This is a genomic window from Paracoccus kondratievae (assembly GCF_009301415.1).
Lineage (GTDB): Bacteria > Pseudomonadota > Alphaproteobacteria > Rhodobacterales > Rhodobacteraceae > Paracoccus > Paracoccus kondratievae.
The window spans coordinates 1178546-1195009 of the sequence record NZ_CP045072.1 but is presented as its reverse complement, the minus strand read 5'-3'; the positions used below and the strand labels follow the sequence as shown (position 1 = coordinate 1195009).

Annotated in this window: 13 protein-coding genes and 1 pseudogene; 5 read left to right on the top strand and 9 right to left on the bottom strand. The window is 62.2% G+C overall.

The annotated features are described in order from the left end of the window. The first annotated feature begins 41 nt into the window (after nucleotides 1-41). From araD1 to F8A10_RS05990, 4 genes and pseudogenes are all read left to right on the top strand, one after another. Nucleotides 42-1034: an AraD1 family protein gene (gene araD1 / locus F8A10_RS06005; RefSeq protein WP_152366907.1), complete on the top strand. Its 993-nt coding sequence runs from the start codon at nucleotides 42-44 to the stop codon at nucleotides 1032-1034. Beyond that, the gene (gene araD / locus F8A10_RS06000; protein ID WP_152366906.1) at nucleotides 1034-2782 is read left to right on the top strand and encodes an L-arabinonate dehydratase; all 1749 of its coding nucleotides are present in this window, start codon (nucleotides 1034-1036) and stop codon (nucleotides 2780-2782) included. Before araD1 ends, araD begins: the two co-directional genes overlap by 1 nt. Then, nucleotides 2782-3696 (top strand): Gfo/Idh/MocA family protein, encoded by a 915-nt coding sequence (locus F8A10_RS05995; RefSeq protein WP_152366905.1) that lies wholly within the window; start codon nucleotides 2782-2784, stop codon nucleotides 3694-3696. Before araD ends, F8A10_RS05995 begins: the two co-directional genes overlap by 1 nt. Nucleotides 3697-3706: 10 nt before the next feature. Continuing rightward, nucleotides 3707-5229: pseudogene (locus F8A10_RS05990) on the top strand (aldehyde dehydrogenase (NADP(+))). Nucleotides 5230-5451: 222 nt separating this feature from the next. On the opposite strand, the gene F8A10_RS05985 reads toward F8A10_RS05990, so the two are convergent. The 9 genes from F8A10_RS05985 to F8A10_RS05945 all read right to left on the bottom strand — a co-directional run bounded on the left by F8A10_RS05985 (nucleotide 5452) and on the right by F8A10_RS05945 (nucleotide 14774). Next, nucleotides 5452-6363 (bottom strand): sugar kinase, encoded by a 912-nt coding sequence (locus F8A10_RS05985; RefSeq protein ID WP_152366904.1) that lies wholly within the window; start codon nucleotides 6361-6363, stop codon nucleotides 5452-5454. After that, the gene (locus tag F8A10_RS05980; RefSeq protein WP_152366903.1) at nucleotides 6360-7808 is read right to left on the bottom strand and encodes a mannitol dehydrogenase family protein; all 1449 of its coding nucleotides are present in this window, start codon (nucleotides 7806-7808) and stop codon (nucleotides 6360-6362) included. The genes F8A10_RS05985 and F8A10_RS05980 overlap by 4 nt, the downstream gene beginning before the upstream one ends. After that, nucleotides 7805-9013, bottom strand: coding sequence for a mannonate dehydratase (uxuA, locus tag F8A10_RS05975; protein ID WP_010396394.1), 1209 nt, complete (start codon nucleotides 9011-9013; stop codon nucleotides 7805-7807). Before uxuA ends, F8A10_RS05980 begins: the two co-directional genes overlap by 4 nt. 18 nt (nucleotides 9014-9031) lie before the next feature. Next, the gene (locus F8A10_RS05970; protein WP_152366902.1) at nucleotides 9032-10189 is read right to left on the bottom strand and encodes an alpha-hydroxy acid oxidase; all 1158 of its coding nucleotides are present in this window, start codon (nucleotides 10187-10189) and stop codon (nucleotides 9032-9034) included. A 3-nt stretch (nucleotides 10190-10192) separates the two neighbouring features. Next, the gene (locus F8A10_RS05965) at nucleotides 10193-11236 is read right to left on the bottom strand and encodes an L-idonate 5-dehydrogenase (RefSeq protein ID WP_152366901.1); all 1044 of its coding nucleotides are present in this window, start codon (nucleotides 11234-11236) and stop codon (nucleotides 10193-10195) included. 1 nt (nucleotide 11237) lies between these two features. After that, nucleotides 11238-12518, bottom strand: coding sequence for a TRAP transporter large permease (locus F8A10_RS05960; protein ID WP_010396385.1), 1281 nt, complete (start codon nucleotides 12516-12518; stop codon nucleotides 11238-11240). 4 nt (nucleotides 12519-12522) lie between these two features. Next, a complete protein-coding gene (locus F8A10_RS05955; protein WP_010396383.1) occupies nucleotides 12523-13029 on the bottom strand; it encodes a TRAP transporter small permease in 507 nt (168 codons plus the stop codon). Nucleotides 13030-13096: 67 nt separating this feature from the next. Then, nucleotides 13097-14077 carry a TRAP transporter substrate-binding protein gene (locus F8A10_RS05950; RefSeq protein WP_085502956.1) on the bottom strand — a complete coding sequence of 327 codons (981 nt, stop codon included), beginning with the start codon at nucleotides 14075-14077 and terminating at the stop codon, nucleotides 13097-13099. A 22-nt stretch (nucleotides 14078-14099) separates the two neighbouring features. After that, a complete protein-coding gene (locus F8A10_RS05945; protein ID WP_010396379.1) occupies nucleotides 14100-14774 on the bottom strand; it encodes a GntR family transcriptional regulator in 675 nt (224 codons plus the stop codon). Between the two features lie 206 nt (nucleotides 14775-14980). Between F8A10_RS05945 and F8A10_RS05940 the strand changes: the two genes are divergently transcribed. Beyond that, nucleotides 14981-15931, top strand: a complete 951-nt coding sequence (locus F8A10_RS05940) for an ornithine cyclodeaminase family protein (protein WP_010396377.1) — start codon at nucleotides 14981-14983, stop codon at nucleotides 15929-15931. The last annotated feature ends 533 nt before the right edge of the window (nucleotides 15932-16464 follow it).

Below are 16464 nucleotides of genomic sequence, written 5' to 3'. Positions count from 1 at the left end.
GGTGGTACCCCGCTCTGACCGATCGCAGCGAGGGCCATAGCATGTATCTGTCTCAACTAATTCTGCCTGAGGGCAGCCGGGCCGTTGCTCTGCGCCGTCAGGATCAGGCACATCTGGTGCCGGGGGCGGAAAGCACCCGCGATCTGGCCTTGGCCGCCATCGCTGCCAGACACAGCCTTGCGGCCGAAGCTGAAAGCCGTGGACAGGGTGCTGCGGTCGATCTGGTTGCCGCGCTGGCCGAGGGACGGGTTCTGCTACCGCTCGACCATCCCGATCCGGCGCATTTGCATGTCAGCGGCACAGGCTTGACGCATCTTGGTTCGGCAGCGGCGCGCGATGCCATGCATGGTGCGGCAATTGATGCAGCCGATATCACGGACAGTATGAAGATGTTCCGCATGGGTCTGGAAGGCGGAAAGCCCGCGCCGGATGAACCGGGGGTGCAGCCTGAATGGTTCTACAAGGGCAACGGCCATGCGCTGGCCGTGCCTGGCGCGCCCCTGACCGCGCCCGCCTTTGCGCTGGACGCGGGCGAAGAGCCCGAGATTGCCGGCCTTTATCTGATCGGTCCGGATTGCCGGCCCTTTCGCCTTGGCTTTGCGCTTGGCAACGAATTCTCGGACCATGTGACCGAGCGGGGGAATTACCTGTGGCTTGCCCATTCCAAACTGCGCCCGGCCAGCTTTGGTCCCGAGATCCTGCTTGGCGATCTGCCCCGGCATGTCGAGGGCATGAGCCGTATTCTGCGGGGCGGTTCGGTCCTGTGGGAAAAACCCTTTCTGTCAGGAGAGGCGAATATGTCCCATAGCATCGCCAACCTTGAACATCATCACTTTAAATACGCGCTTTTCCGTCAGCCGGGTGATGTGCATGTGCATTTCTTTGGCACTGCGACCCTGTCCTTCGCCGATGATATTCGCTGCCGCGCAGGCGATGTGTTCGAGATCGAGGCCCCGGCACTTGGTCTCGCGCTGCGCAATCCGCTGGCACTGGATCAGCGTAGCGAACCCCTGACCTGTGTCGAGGTGCTTTGATGTCCAAGTCTTTCACTCCCGCCCCCTGGCCGCGTAAGCTGCGTTCCCAACATTGGTATGGCGGCAATTCCCGTGACACCATCTATCATCGCGGCTGGTTAAAAAATCAGGGCTATCCCCATGATATTTTTGACGGACGTCCGGTCATTGGCATTCTCAACACCTGGTCTGATCTGACACCCTGTAACGGTCACCTGCGCGATCTGGCCGAAAAGGTGAAGGCCGGCGTGTGGGAGGCCGGGGGCTTTCCCGTCGAGGTTCCGGTCTTTTCAGCAAGCGAAAACACCTATCGTCCGACCGCGATGATGTATCGCAATCTTGCCGCCATGGCTGTCGAAGAGGCGATGCGCGGCCAGCCCATCGACGGCGCGGTGCTGATGGTCGGTTGTGACAAGACCACGCCCAGCTTGCTGATGGGGGCTGCCTCGACCGATATCCCCTCGATCGTTGTCACCGGCGGGCCGATGCTGAACGGCTGGTTCCGGGGCGAGAGGATCGGCTCGGGCACGCATCTGTGGAAATTCAGCGAGGCGGTCAAAGCCGGCGAGATGACGCAGGAGGAATTCCTTGAGGCCGAGGCCGCGATGAGCCGTTCCTCAGGGACCTGCAACACCATGGGCACAGCCTCGACCATGGCCAGTATGGCCGAGGCGCTGGGGATGGCCCTTTCGGGCAATGCTGCGATCCCCGCCGTGGATTCGCGCCGCCGCGTCATGGCGCAACTGACCGGGCGTCGGATCGTCCAGATGGTCAAGGACGACCTTAAGCCCAGCGATATCCTGACCCGTGAGGCCTTTGAGAACGCGATCCGTACCAATGGCGCGATTGGCGGATCGACCAATGCGGTGATCCACCTTCTGGCGCTGGCTGGTCGGGTCGGGGTCGATCTGACGCTGGACGATTGGGACCGGCTTGGCCGCGACGTTCCGACCATCGTGAACCTGATGCCGTCCGGTCAGTACTTGATGGAAGAATTCTTTTACGCCGGTGGTTTACCTGTAGTTCTTAAGCGTTTGGGAGAGGCTGGCCTGTTGCATCAGGAGGCGCTGACTGTCTCGGGCCGTTCAGTCTGGGATGAGGTCAAAGATGTGCGGAACTGGAACGAAGAGGTCATCTTGCCTGCTGAACACCCGCTGACCGATCAGGGTGGCATCGCCGTCCTGCGGGGCAACCTTGCCCCGGATGGCGCGGTGCTTAAACCTTCGGCCGCCAGTCCGCATCTGATGCGCCATCGTGGTCGCGCCGTGGTTTTTGAGGATATCGACGACTACAAGGCGCGCATCAATGACGAGGCACTCGATATCGACGAAACCTGCGTCATGGTGCTGAAGATGTGCGGTCCGCGCGGTTATCCAGGCATGGCCGAGGTTGGCAACATGGGCCTGCCGCCCAAGGTGCTGCGCAAGGGGATCACGGACATGGTACGGATTTCGGACGCGCGCATGTCGGGTACGGCCTATGGTACGGTGGTGCTGCATGTTTCGCCCGAGGCGGCGCGGGGGGGGCCTTTGGCCATCGTCCGCAACGGTGACATGATCGAGCTTGATGTGCCGAACCGTCGCCTGCATCTGGACGTCCCGCAGGAAGAGATCGAGCGCAGGCTGGCCGTCTGGCAAAGCCCCGCGCCGCATCCGCAGGGCGGGTATGCGCAGCTATTCCATGAGCATGTCGGGGGAGCCGATACCGGGGCTGATTTTGATTTCCTGCGCGGCTGCAGGGGCCGCGAGGTTGGAAAGGACAGCCATTGATGCGAAAGATCGCGCTTGTCGGGATTGGAAAAATCGCTCAGGATCAGCATGTTCCATCCATATCTTCATCTTCTGAGTGGCGGCTTTCTGCCACGGTCTCACGGCATGGCCGCGTCGATGGGGTCGAGAATTTCGTGCAGATCGAGGATCTGCTTGCAGCCCGGCCGGACATCGGGGTGGTGTCGCTTTGCCTGCCTCCGGTGCCGCGCTTTGCAGCGGCCTGCGCTGCCTTGCGCGCGGGCCGGCATGTGATGCTGGAAAAGCCGCCGGGCGCGACGATAGCCGAGGTTCAGGCGCTGCACGACCTCGCCCTTGCGCAAGGGGTGACGCTGTTTGCCTCATGGCATTCGCGGGCGGCACAGGCCGTAGCGGCGGCAAAAGTCTGGCTTTCCGGGCGCAAGATACGTGGCGGCCGCATCATCTGGCGCGAGGATGTGCGTAAATGGCATCCCGGTCAGGACTGGATCTTTGCCGCAGGAGGCATGGGAGTTTTCGATCCCGGCGTCAACGCACTGTCTATCCTGACCGAAATCCTGCCGCAGCCGGCAAGGGTGCTGAGCGCAGAGCTTGATTTTCCTGCCAACCGTCAGGCGCCCATCGCTGCACGGCTAAGCTTGTCTCAGGGAATTTCCGCCGATTTCGACTTTCGGCAAGAGGGGCCGCAGACCTGGGATATGGAATTCGAGACTGACAGCGGTACGCTCGCCCTACGCATGGGCGGCAATGTGCTTGAAATCAACGGCCAGCCTGCCGGGGGGCAGATGAGCATCATGGGCGAATATCCCGCGCTATATGCCCATATGGCTGAACTGGTCGCCGGGTCAGCGTGTGATGTCGATCTGTCACCGCTGGTTCTGGTCGCTGACGCCTTCATGTTGGGCCGCAGGAATTCCGTGAAAGAATTTGAATTTTAAGGATATTGATATGGGCTTTTCGCCCATGGCAGGCGATCTGATCGCGGGGGAAAGGATTGGCTTGGACCGGCGCTTTCACAACGCGCCGGTTGATGGTCCGGTGCATGAGTTTTCGCAAGGCAGTGTTGATCTGGTCAATCAGGTGGTGCAGGCGGCTGAGGATGCGTTTTGGCCCTCTGGCTGGACCAGTCGCGAGGTGAGGGCGACCTTTCTCGAAATCATCGCTGATGAGATCAAGGCTTGTGCCGAAGCGATCACCCGGATCTGGAACCGCGGAACCGGCTTGCCCGGGGCGCGGTTGCAGGGTGAGCGTGGCTGCACCGCCGGCCAGCTGCGGATGTTCGTGAGCCACATTCGCAAAGGGCGATTACCTTGATCGAGGCCATGACCCGGCGCTGCCTGACCGACAGCCTGCCCCCCGCCCGGATCTGCGGCTGATCCAGCGCCCGATCGGGCCAGTGGCAGTGTTCGGTGCTTCGAACTTGCCGCTGGCTTTCTCGACCGCTGGTGGCGACACCGCCTTGGCCTCTACCACCGGATGCCCGGTGGTCCCGGCACCGCCGAGATTGTTGCAGATGAGATTCGTGCAGCCATTACAAAATCCGGGATGCATCCGGGTATATTCAGTCTGATCCAGGGGACGGAGCATCAGACGGGCGCGGCCTTGGTCCAGCATCCGCTGATCAGTACCGGTAGCCTAGCCGGGAGGGGGCGTGCGCCGTTTGATCTTTGCGCTGCCCGGCCAGAACCGATCCCGTTTTTGGGCGAGCCGGGTTCAGGCAATCCGATGTTTTTTTCGTCGGCAGCTCTTGCCGCGCGGGCTGATGATCCGGGCAGCGACCGGGCCGGTTGGGGGCAGGCCAGTTTTGTACTGATCCCGGCATCGCCGTTGTGGTTGAGGGTCCCGATACCGACCGTTTCGCCGCAGCCATCCGTGCGGCGCCGGGACAGGTAGATCCTCAGGTCATACTGACCGAGAGCATTGCCGAGGCCTATCGTTGCGGCAACCCGGTGCTCGACAGTCGCAATGCAGTCAGGCCGCTTGTGACTTCTTATGCTGCTGGCCGCGAGGCAGGGCCGAACCTTTACGAAACGAGAGTTTCGGAACTTCTCGCCGACCCGGCGTTTGGCCAGGAGGTTTTTGGTCCCTTGGGTCTGATCGTGCTGGTGTGCGATCTGGACGAGATGCTGACTCTGGCGCGTGACCTTGAGGGGCGATTGACCGGCACCCTGCATATGGATGGCGCCGATCTGCCCCATGCGCAGCGTCTGCTGCCGATCCTTGAGCGCAAGGCGGGCAGGGTACTGGTGAATGGCTTTCCAACTGGTGTCGAGGTCTGTGATGTCATGGTTAACGGCGGCCCATATCCGACCTCGACGAACTTTGGCGCGACCTCGGCCGGCACCATGGCGATCCGCAGGTTTCTACGTCCAGTGTGCTATCAGAACCTGCCCGGGGAGTTTGTGCCAGAGGATCTGCGGTGGATGAAAACTGGACTGTGGCCAAGGTTTTTTACAGGGAATTATTCTTGATTTTCTTTATAATGAATAAATCTCAATCCATTGATATGAATTAAAATTCAAGCGATATTCTGGGCATGAAAACCTCCGGTCTGAAGTATCGCTTACGCTTCAGCCGCCATCAATAGTCATCGCGGCTGCCGACCGGCCTGCCGGTGGGGTTTCCGCACATCATCCAGTGTCAGAACCTGAAGCATTTCGCCCAAGGGCATCTGCTGTGGTTTCGTGACCTTCTTACCGCGCCACTGCCTCACGGACCAATGCGCCGTGGTTAAGGATCACCTTCCGGCTGAGGTCATGCGCAGCATGGATCGCGGCAGGAATATCGGCTCCGCCGATACGTGCAGCCAGATATCCGGCGTTGAAACTGTCGCCGGCGGCGGTGGTATCGACCGGGGTTTCACGCGGCAGATCCTTGATCAACCCTGCGCCCTCGCGGCCGCCATAGTGGATCGCGGCACCTCCCGCCTTGACCACCACCTGCCCCGCCCCCCGGCTTAGATAGCGGGCAATCGTTGCATGCGGATCGCCGTCGCCGAAAAAGCTGTACTCATCGTCAAAGCTTGGCAGGACGAGATCGGCGATGGCGGCAGCGGCTTCGATCTCATTGCGCATGACTGGCAGATCCGGCCACAGCCGGGGGCGCAAGTTAGGGTCAAAGACCACCTGAGTGCCCGCGGCGCGGGCGGCGCTAAGCGCCTGGATCAGAACTTTGCGGCCCGCGTCGGGCAGGATGGCAAGCGTGATACCCGAGAAATAGGCGATCGCCGTCCCTTGCAGGGCTGAGGCAAGCACAGTCGGATCGTCCGCCAGACGCTTTGCCGCCGAGGTGTCGCGCCAATAGCTGAAGCTGCGCTCGCCATCCTTTAGCGAGATGGCGTAAAGCGCAATTTCGCGCTGTGGATCGCGAGAGACGTGGGTGGCGTCGATCCCCTCGCCGGTCAGGAAATCGACCATCTGTTGCGAAAACTGTCCCATGCCGATGCGGCTGCAATATGCAATGCGCCAGTCGGAGGACAGCTGATGGCGCAGATACCATGCGGTATTCAGCGTGTCCCCGGCAATACCCAGCCGCCACAGCCCGTCCTGACCCGATGGCGACAGCTCGACCATTGCCTCACCGATGGAAAGGATCGTCTTGCTCATGAATTCAGCTCTGTCGTGATGGCCGCACGTAATCCGTCGCGGCGGATATGGGCAAGGTTTTCCTGCACCGCGCTGACGAACCCCGCGTTTGCGGCCAGATCCGGCGGGACAAGCCCCGGCAGCGCAAGGATTGAACGGGTCAGTGCCTCATCATCTGCGCCCGCTTTGCGCACCAGATCCAAAAGCAGCGCCCCGCGCGGATCGTCCGGTGGCTGGGTCACCGAGGCAAGCCAGGCCAGCCAGATCGCGGTTGCAAAAGCATAGGGGCCGGTATCGCCACCCGCGCGCAGCAGATCAGCAGCCGGGGCAAACCAGCGTTGTGGCAGTTTCTCGGTCCCGTCCATGGCGATCTGGCGGGTCTGATGGGCGATAGCCGGATTGGCAAAGCGGGCAAGTAACGCCTCGGCATAGGCGTCGGGATCGAGTCCGGCCTCTTTGGGCAGAGTGGCCGCCGCTGCCTGCATGTGACGGCGGATCAGTGCGACCAGCGGCGCATCTGCCATCGCATCACGCACATGAAGCAGGTCGAGCATCTGCCCGGCATATGCGATGAGTGAGTGGCTGCCGTTCAGCATACGCAGCTTCATCGCCTCATGGGGGCGAACATCGCTGACGAAAAGCGCGGCCCCTGCCTCCCACGCCGGGCGGCCTTGCGGGAAACGATCCTCGATCACCCATTGGCTGAACGGCTCGGTTTCTACTGCGGCAAGATCGCGGCACAGGGTCATCGTCTCGACATCGGCAAGCGTGCGCTTGGTCGTGGCGGGGGTGATACGGTCCACCATGGTGGCCGGAAAGGCGACATGATCCGCGATCCACGCGCCCAGATCGGTGTCAAGGCGGCGGGCGAACCCCAGCACACCAGCCCGCAGCAGAGGGCCATTGTCGGGCAGGTTGTCGCAGCTAAGGACAGTGAAAGGTGCGACTCCGGCCTTGCGGCGGGCCGCAAGCGCGGCGGTGATGATCCCCAGGACGCCCTGCGGTTTTTGCGGCCGCGCCAAGTCGGTGGCAACGGCGGGATGGGTAGGATCTGCATCCATCGCGGCGCGGTCGATCCCATAGGCCTTTTCCGAAACGGTCAGCGACAGGATGCGGATTTTGGGGTCACAGGCTGTGCGCAGGATCGCCGCCGCATCTCCGCCGATTGCCGGGCCATGGGCACCGATGATCCGGGCACGATCGGCCCCGGACCGTTCAAGCACGGTGAACAGCCCGTTCTGTGCGTTCATAGCCTCGGGGATGTCGCGGCTGCGCAGGTTGGCGCCAATGATGCGCCAGTCCCCGCCCTCTGCCGCCAGTGCATCATCGGTATGGACGGCCTGATGGGCGCGATGAAACGCCCCGAGCCCAAGATGCAGAATGCCAAACCCATGCGCCGCCCGGTCATAGCCGGGCAGTGCAACCTCGGGCGGCAGACCGTCAAGGCTGGTCAGGCGCGCGGTCACAGCCGCGCCCCGTGGCTAAGGGCCAGCTCAACCCCGCGCAGCTCAGCGAGCCCTTTCAGTCGGCCAATGGCGGGATAGCCCGGCTGGCCACCACGGCCGATATCGTCAAGAATGTCCTGACCATGATCCGGGCGCATCGGGATCAATGCGTCAGAGCGGCCAGCGTCGCGGCGTCGGGCCTCTTCGCGCAGAACGGCGGCGATCAGCGCGATCATATCGGTCTGGCCGGCCAGATGTTCATCCTCGAAGAACGAACAGGGGGCCGTGTCGGTGTCACGGCGCACGTTGCGCAGATGCAGGAAATGCACCCGGTCGCCCAGCCGTTCCATCATGCCGGGCAGGTTATTTTCAGGCCGAGCCCCAAGCGAGCCCGAGCAAAGCGTGATGCCATTTGCCGGCAGGTCGACCGCTGCCATACGTTCGGCATAATCGGCCTCGGTCGACATGACGCGGGGCAAGCCCAGCAGTGGGAAGGGCGGATCGTCTGGGTGGCAGCACAGGCGCACGCCGATCTCTTGCGCGACGGGAACCACCTGTTCAAGGAAGTCATGAAAGTTCCGGCGCAGAACCGCATCCGTTACCGGTGCGTAGCTGTCAAGCAGCGCCCGCACGTCCTCAAGCGTGAAATGCTCAGCCGCGCCGGGCAGGCCAAAGACGACGTTGCCTGCCAGTTCCTTGCGGCGCGTTTCGTCCATGGCGGCAAAGCGGCGGCCGGCCTCATCGCGCAGCTCTTCCGGGAAATCCTCGGCTGCACCCTTGCGTTGCAGTATATGCAGATCGAAGGCCGCAAAGTCGATCAGATCAAAGCGCATGCAGCGCGCGCCATTCGGCCGCCGCCAGGCCAGATCGGTGCGCGTCCAGTCCAGAACCGGCATGAAGTTATAGCAGATCACCTCGATTCCTGCGGCCTTAAGATGGCGCATCGAAGTGATCCAGTTCTGGACATGGCCGCGCCAATCGCCGGTCTGGGTCTTGATCGCCTCGCTGACGGGCAGGCTTTCGACGACCTCCCATTTCAGCCCCGAGGGCGCACCATCGGTCATCACCGACAGTTCAGCCTGCCGACGGGCGATTTCCTGGGGCGACCAGACGGTACCCGTGGGCACATGGTGCAGCGCGGTGACCACGCCCTGTACCCCCGCCTGCAGCATGTCGTCGATCGAGACCCTGTCTTTGGGACCGAACCAGCGCCAGGTATGTCGCATTCGTTTGTTCCTTATTCTTCAGGCAGCATTGCCTCGGTCCCCGGGCCAGAGGCATTCGGGACCGAAATTCCTGATATCATTGACGCCGCAAAGCGCCATGGTGATGTCCATTTCGCGCCGCAGGATGGTGAGCGCCGTCTCGACCCCCTTCTGACCCATGGCGCCAAGGCCATAGGTAAAGGCGCGGCCGATAAAGACGCCGTTCGCGCCGCTGGCGATGGCTTTCAGCGCCTCTTGTCCCGACTGGATTCCGCTGTCGAGATAAAGCGGGAAATCCGGCCCGACAGCGCGACGGATCAAGGGCAGGGCGCGGATGGTCGAAGGCGCGCCGTCAAGCTGACGCCCGCCGTGGTTCGACACAAGGATCGCGGCGCAACCGGTATCCAGCGCGCGGCGGGCGTCCTCGGGGTCGTTGATGCCTTTAAGGATCACCGGCCCGCCCCATTTGCGGATGATCTGTTCGACCCGCGCCCAGTCAAGCCGCTGATCGAACTGGCGCGAGGTCCAGTCCATCAGATCACCCAGATTGGTAACCCCGCGTGCATGGCCGACGATATTGCCAAAGCTGCGCCGGCGCGTGCGCAGCATCCCCAAGGCCCAGCGGGGATGCATCGCGATATCAATGAGGTTTGGCAAGGTCATGCGCGGTGGCGCGGTCATGCGGTTCTTTAAGTCCTTATGGCGCTGACCCTGAATGGTCAGGTCCAGCGTCAGCACCAGGGCCGAGACCCCGGCGCGGCGGGCCCGGTCAAGGACGCTGTCCAGAAACTCTTCGTCCCGCAGGGTATAGAGCTGGAACCAGAAAGGTGCGCCTGTCGCCCTGGCCACATCCTCGATCGAGCACATGGACATGGTCGAAAGCGTAAAGGGTACGCCTGCAGCCAGCGCAGCACGGGCGGCGCAGATCTCTCCGTCCGGGTGCTGCATACCCAACAGCCCGACCGGCGCCAGCGCCAGAGGCATTGAGACCTGCTGGCCCAGCATGGTGGTTGCAAGGTTGCGGTTCTCGATATTGCGGGCAACGCGCTGGCGCAGCAGGATCCGTCCGAAATCGGCACGATTGGCGCGATAGGTGCTGCCGGTCCAGGCCCCGACATCGACATAATCATAGAACATACGCGGGACACGTTGCCGGTGCAGGCGGCGCAAGTCCTCGATTTCGGTGATTACTGGCATCGCTCAGGCCCCGAAATCAAGCTGAACCTTGACCGCCTGAGTCCGGTCGCCTGCAAGGTCAAAGGCGCGCTGCGCCTCGGTCGCGGGCAGGGTTTCTGTAACCATGGGCGACAGGTCGATCCGGCCTGTGCTGATCATCTGGACCGCTTGTGCAAACTCGCGGTCAAACCGGTGGGTGCCAAAGACGCGTAGCTCTTTGGCGACGATCAGGTTCAGCGGCAGGGGCAGGGTGCCCGCGACACCGATCTGAACGATGGTGCCCTGCGGGCGGGTCATACTGATGGCCTGCGCGATGGCATGGGGATTGGCCGAGCATTCCAGCACCACGTCGACGCGCCCCTTGCCCTCGGCCAGATCATTCAGCGCCTCGGGGTTTTCGGCAACGTTTACCGCACGGTCGGCCCCCATGCGGCGCGCGATCCCCAAGGTGAAGTCCTGAACATCGGTCACAATGATTTCTGCAGCACCGTGCAGACGGGCAAGTGCGGTGCAGATCGCGCCGATGGGACCAGCGCCTGTGATCAGCACGCGGCGGTCCGAAAGGTCGGGCGCCATGGTCAGGGCATGCAGACAGACCGCCAAAGGCTCGGCCCCGGCTGCGGCCTCTGCCCCGATATCATTGGGCAGCGGCAGGCATTGCGCGACGGGGTGGTACAGCCGACTGCGGAAAAATCCATCCTCATGCGGCAGGCGCATCGCTGAACCGCTAAAGCGCATTGCCAGGCAGTGCCGATCCTCGCCCGCGCGGCAATACTCGCATTCGCCGCAAGGACGCGAGGGTGACAGTGCCACCAGCTGACCCGGCGCAAGGCCCGAGCCTGCGGGGGCGGCCTCGACCACCCCGGCGGCCTCATGGCCCAGAACGATGGGTTCACGTACCCTGACCGGTCCAAAGCCGCCGTCGTGATAGTAATGCAGGTCCGATCCGCAGATGCCCCCGCGCAGAACGCGGATCAGGGCGGCGTCCCCGCCGGGCTGCGGTTGGGCCAAGGGCTCGATCCGCAGGTCGCGGGCAGCATACAGGCGGCAGGCGATCTCTTGTGCCATGTCAGTTCCCCATCAGTGTCGACGGCAGCCAGGTGGCAAAGGGCGGGTAATAGGACACCAGCAGCAGTACGATGATATTCGAGATAAGAAAGGGGATCACGGCACTGATTACCCGCGCCAGCGGTTCGCGTGCGATGTTGCAGGCGACAAACAGGCACACCCCGACCGGAGGCGTGGTCAGCCCGATCATCAGGTTCAGGACCGCGAAGGTCGCAAAATGCAGCGGCTCGATCCCGACGCTGGTCGCAAGTCCCAGCAAAGGCACGAACAGGATGATAAGCGCGGCGATCGTCTCCATGAACATGCCGACGAACAGCAGCAGGATGTTGATCAGCAGAATGACCAGGATCGGGTTGTCGGTGATCGCCAACACGCTGTTGACCAGCATTTGCGGAATACGTTCGGACGCGAGGATCGAGCCAAAGACGTTGGCAAAACCCACCAGCGCCAGAATTCCAGCCGAAGAGATGGCGCTGTCGATGACAATGCGGGGCACAGCGCGGATCGGCAATTCGCGGTAGATGAAGGCACCGACGACAAAGGCGTAAAGGCAGGCAACGATCGCGGTTTCGGTCGGGGTGGCAATGCCGGTCAGAAGGCCACCGATGATCAGGCCGGTCATGGCCAAGGCCCAGAACGCCGACAGGAATGCTGCGAGCAGTTCGCTGAAACCTTTCCACTCTTGCCGCGGATAGTTGCGGCGTACGGCGAGGATGTAGCAGGTCACCCCCATGGCGATGCCCATCAGAACGCCCGGTACCGCCCCCGCAAGAAACAGCTGGCCGACCGAGATGCCCGACAGCGCGCCGACGATGATCATCGGGACGCTTGGCGGCAGCATCGGGCCGACGGTGGACGAGGCGGCGGTGATCGCAGCGGCAAAATCGCCGGGATAGCCGGATTTCTTCATGCCGGGGATCATCACCCCGCCGGTTGCGGCGACATCGGCAACGGCAGTGCCCGAGACGCCGCCGAACATCATCGAATCCGCGACATTGGCCAGTGCAAGCCCGCCGCGCATCCAGCCGACCAGCGCATTGGCAAGCCGGATGATCCGCTCGGTGATGCCGCCAAAGTTCATCAGGTTCCCGGCAAGGATAAAGCCCGGGATGCACAGCAGCACAAAAACATCCATGCCGGCATACATGCGCTGCGGAATGATCACCACCGGCAGCCCAGCCGACAGGATATAGGCCAGCGATGCAAGCCCAAGACAGACGGCAACCGGCACGCCCAGTGCCAGCGTGACGACGAAAGTGGTCAGAAGCAGGAACAGATCCATGGACTCAGGCTTCCTCAGAAAGATGGGGCCGCCCGTCATCGTTGCCCGCGATCATGCCGATCACACGCAAAAGGGCGAAAAGAAACAGCATCACAGACAGCAGCAGCACCGAGGCATGAATGATGTCCATCGGCCAGCGCAGGCTTGGGGATTGCTGGAATGCCCCGATCCTGGTGAATTTCCATGCCGGCCAGATCATCACCGCGCCCAGCCCGGCCGTGCAGATGGCGGCAATAAGGCGCATCCACCATGCCCGGCTTGCTGATACGGTTTCCTGCAACAGGTCGACGTTCACCAGTTCGCCCGTCATCAGCGACATGCCGATGCCCAGCGCCGTCATGTAAAGCAGCAGATAGCGCGACAGCTCTTCGGTCCAGACCGGTGAAGGCAGGCCAAAGGTACGTGTGGTGATCTGAAGCGTAACCACCGCGATCAGCGCAAAGAAGACCACGCCGATGGCGAACCGGCAAAGCGCCGCAAGACCGCGCTGCAAGAGAGCCAGATTTTTCATGGTTCCAAACCCCTGATGGCATTTGCCGGCCCGCAAAAGGGACAGACCGGCGGACACAAGGTTGCGGTCACTGTTTGAAGAGATCTTCGACGATGGGACGAATGCTTTCGTCGACGCTCTTGATCACTGCTTCTCGCGAGGCGTCGGCAAAAGCTTTCTGATCAACCTCGACAAAGGTCATACCCTTGGCCTCGAGATCGGCGCGGATCGCATCCTCATCCTGCAGAAACTGCTGACGCTCGTATTCCTGGGCGATGCGGGCGGCCTCCATCACATGGCCCTGATCCTCTTCCGAAAGGCCCTGCCAGACCTGCTCGGCGATGGTCAGATAGATCCAGCTGCGCACATGTTCGGTCAGGTTCACATGGCTTTGCACCTCGTTAAGCGAGGCAGTCTGGATCAGTGCCACCGGGTTTTCCTGCCCGTCGATTGTGCCGTTCTGAAGCGAGGTGAACACTTCGGAAAAGGCCATCGGCGTCGGCTGGGCGCCTAGCGCGGTCCAGGTGTCGACGAACAGCGGCACGTTCGGGACCCGCAGCCGCATCCGGTTCAGTTCGCCCGGGTTGGTGATGGCGCGGTTTGCGGTCAGGTTGCGCGGGCCGCGCGCGAAATAAGCGATGGGGCGGACCTGGGCGCGTTCGATGATCTGCGCCTTGATCTTTTCGCCGATCTCTCCTGCTGCGACCTCATCCATATGCTCAAGCGAGCGATAGGCATAGGGGATGGCCAACAGCGCCGCCATCGGCGCCCAGTTCTGCAGGCTTTCGCCGGTGATGGTCATTTCGACCGTGCCCAGCTGCATGCCGTTGATCAGGTCCATCTCGCGGCCAAGCGAGTCGTTGGGGAACACCTCGACTGCGATGCGGCCTTGGGTCCGCTGCTCAAGCTCTTCGGCGAATTTCAGCGAGGCCTTGTGCCAGGAGTTCTGTTCATTGGCGAGATGGCCAAGCTTGAGCGTCAGTTCAGCGGCCGAGGCGGTCAGGGCAGATGCAGCGGTCAGGCAGGCCATGGCCAGCGCCGCAAAGCGGCGACGGTTCAGGGTGATCATCGTTCTCCTCCGGGATGATACGTCAGGGTATGAAAAGTTCGGGTCGGCTGCGGCTGATTTCCGGCAGGTCGTTCAGCAGTTCGCGCAGATGGCGGCGCATTGCGGCCTCGGCCAGCGCGGGGTCGTGATTGCGCAGACCGTCCACGATTTCGGCGTGCTGGCCGATAAGCTTTTGTATGTCGAAGGTTCGCGCCGTGATGTAGCGCAGCCGGTTCATCTGGGATTTGAGGCCCTCAAGCACCTCCCACACCGCCTCTTGTCCGACGGCGACGGCCAGCAGGCGATGAAAACGGTCGTCAAGGCGTACGAAGGTTTCGGCGTCATCGCGGGCCACGGCTTCGCTTTGCTCGGCGATTTCCTGATCCAGCTGTGTGATCAGCTTGTCGTCTGCCTGTTCGGCCAGCATGCGGATCAGGTCGCTTTCCACTGCCTCGCGGATCAGCCGGGCCGAAAGCACCGCCGAAATCGAGATCCGGCGGATATAGGTTCCCCGCTGGGGTCGAACCTCGGCCAGCCCGTCGGCGGTCAGCCGGATGAAGGCTTCGCGCACCGGCTGGCGGCTGACACCGATCTGCTGGCCGATCTCGGTCTCGCTTAGCCGTGTGCCGGGGGGCAGGGCCCCGCGCAGAATGGCATCCCGCAACCAGTCATAAACCTGGGGCGCCGTCGAAAGCGTAAAGTCGATGGTTGGCTGCATTGAGATGATTCCTCTTCCCGCCCTGTTCATAATGCATACTTGCATACTAGTAAATACTTTGCCTGAGCATCGAACTGAACCGGACGATTTCACACATGATTTGATGGAGGAAAGATTGACCATCGCTGGGAAAAATGGCCGATATGCCGGGACCATGCCGGCACGGGCGCCGGTCCGCGATCACAGCACAGGAGGCATCGCTATCCATGACAAACAAGGGTTCTGCGCCGCAGTTTCTTTCGTATCGGGATGCGATTGGACGGCTGAAATGGGTCGATGCGGTTGAGGCCCTGCGTCATGGTCACACCCTGCCGCGTGCCGAGATCCGGGACGCCTTTCTTGGCCCGCCGACCGGAACGATGATGAGCCGCTCGGCCTATATCGAGGGGCTGGGTTATGGAGCCAAAACCTTTACCGTGCTTGACGGCAATGCCGCGCGGGGGCTGCCGACGGTTCAGGGGGCAATGCTGGTCTTTGACCACGATACCGGCGGGCTTTTGTCGATCGTGGACAGCCCGCTAGTCACCGAATTCAAGACTGCTGCAGATTCCGTGCTTGGGGCCAGCCTGCTTGCACGCGCCGACAGCCGGCATCTGCTGATCGTCGGGGCGGGGACGGTGGCGACAAGCCTTGTCAAAGCTTATACGGCAGTGCTGTCCGGCATTGAGCGTGTTTCGATCTGGTCTCGACGACCCGAGCAGGCACAGGATCTGGTCGCAAGGCTTGAAGGGGTCAACGCTGATCTGATTGCTGTGACGGATCTGAGGGCGGCGGCGGCAGATGCCGATATCATCTCATCGGCTACCATGGCACGCCAGCCAGTCATTCTGGGCGATTGGGTCCGGCCCGGTACCCATGTCGATCTGATCGGTGCCTTTAAGGCCGATATGCGAGAGGCCGATGATGCGTTGATGGCGAAAGGCGCGCTGTTCGTGGACAGCCGTGCCACCACGCTTGGCCATATCGGAGAGCTGATGATGCCCATCGCCTCGGGCGCGATTACGGCGGGTAGCGTGCTTGGCGATCTTTACGACCTTGTGCAGTCCGACGCTCGCCGCCGTCAATCCAACGATGAGATCACCGTTTTCAAGAATGGTGGCGGCGCGCATCTGGATCTGATGATTGCAGCCTGGATCGCCCGCGCCATGGCGGTCTGAGGGTGTCACAGGTCGATCACGACATCGCCCAGGGGACGCGCGCAGCAGGCCAGAATTATAGTCGGCCTCGACGTTCTCGTCGGTGATCCCGCCGTTATGAACCATTTGAACCTGACCCGAGAGTTTCAGCACCTGACAGGTGCCGCAGCCCGAACGGTGTTCATGATGGTTTCCCGACGTGCCGGCACACAGGCTTTTGCCCAAGGCGGCAAAGATCTCCTCGGGCATCAGTTCGTGTAGCGATGCGACCTTTGTGGACGGCGTGGGCAGTTGACAAAGACAATGTCTGGCGCGCGCCAGAAATCGTATAAAAATGCCGTCATCGACATCATTGGCGTGATGCCTGACCCGGCCGAGATGAGCAGGTATTTCGCTGCAGGCCGGCGCAGGATCGAAAAGCTGCCGCCCGGTTCCCCGGGCACGCAGGCGCATACCCGGGGGCGCAGATGATCAAGCATCCAGCGCGTGCCGACCGAACCCGGCCGGGCCTTGACCGTCACCGTCAGCGATCCCGGCCGCGAGGGCGAGGATTA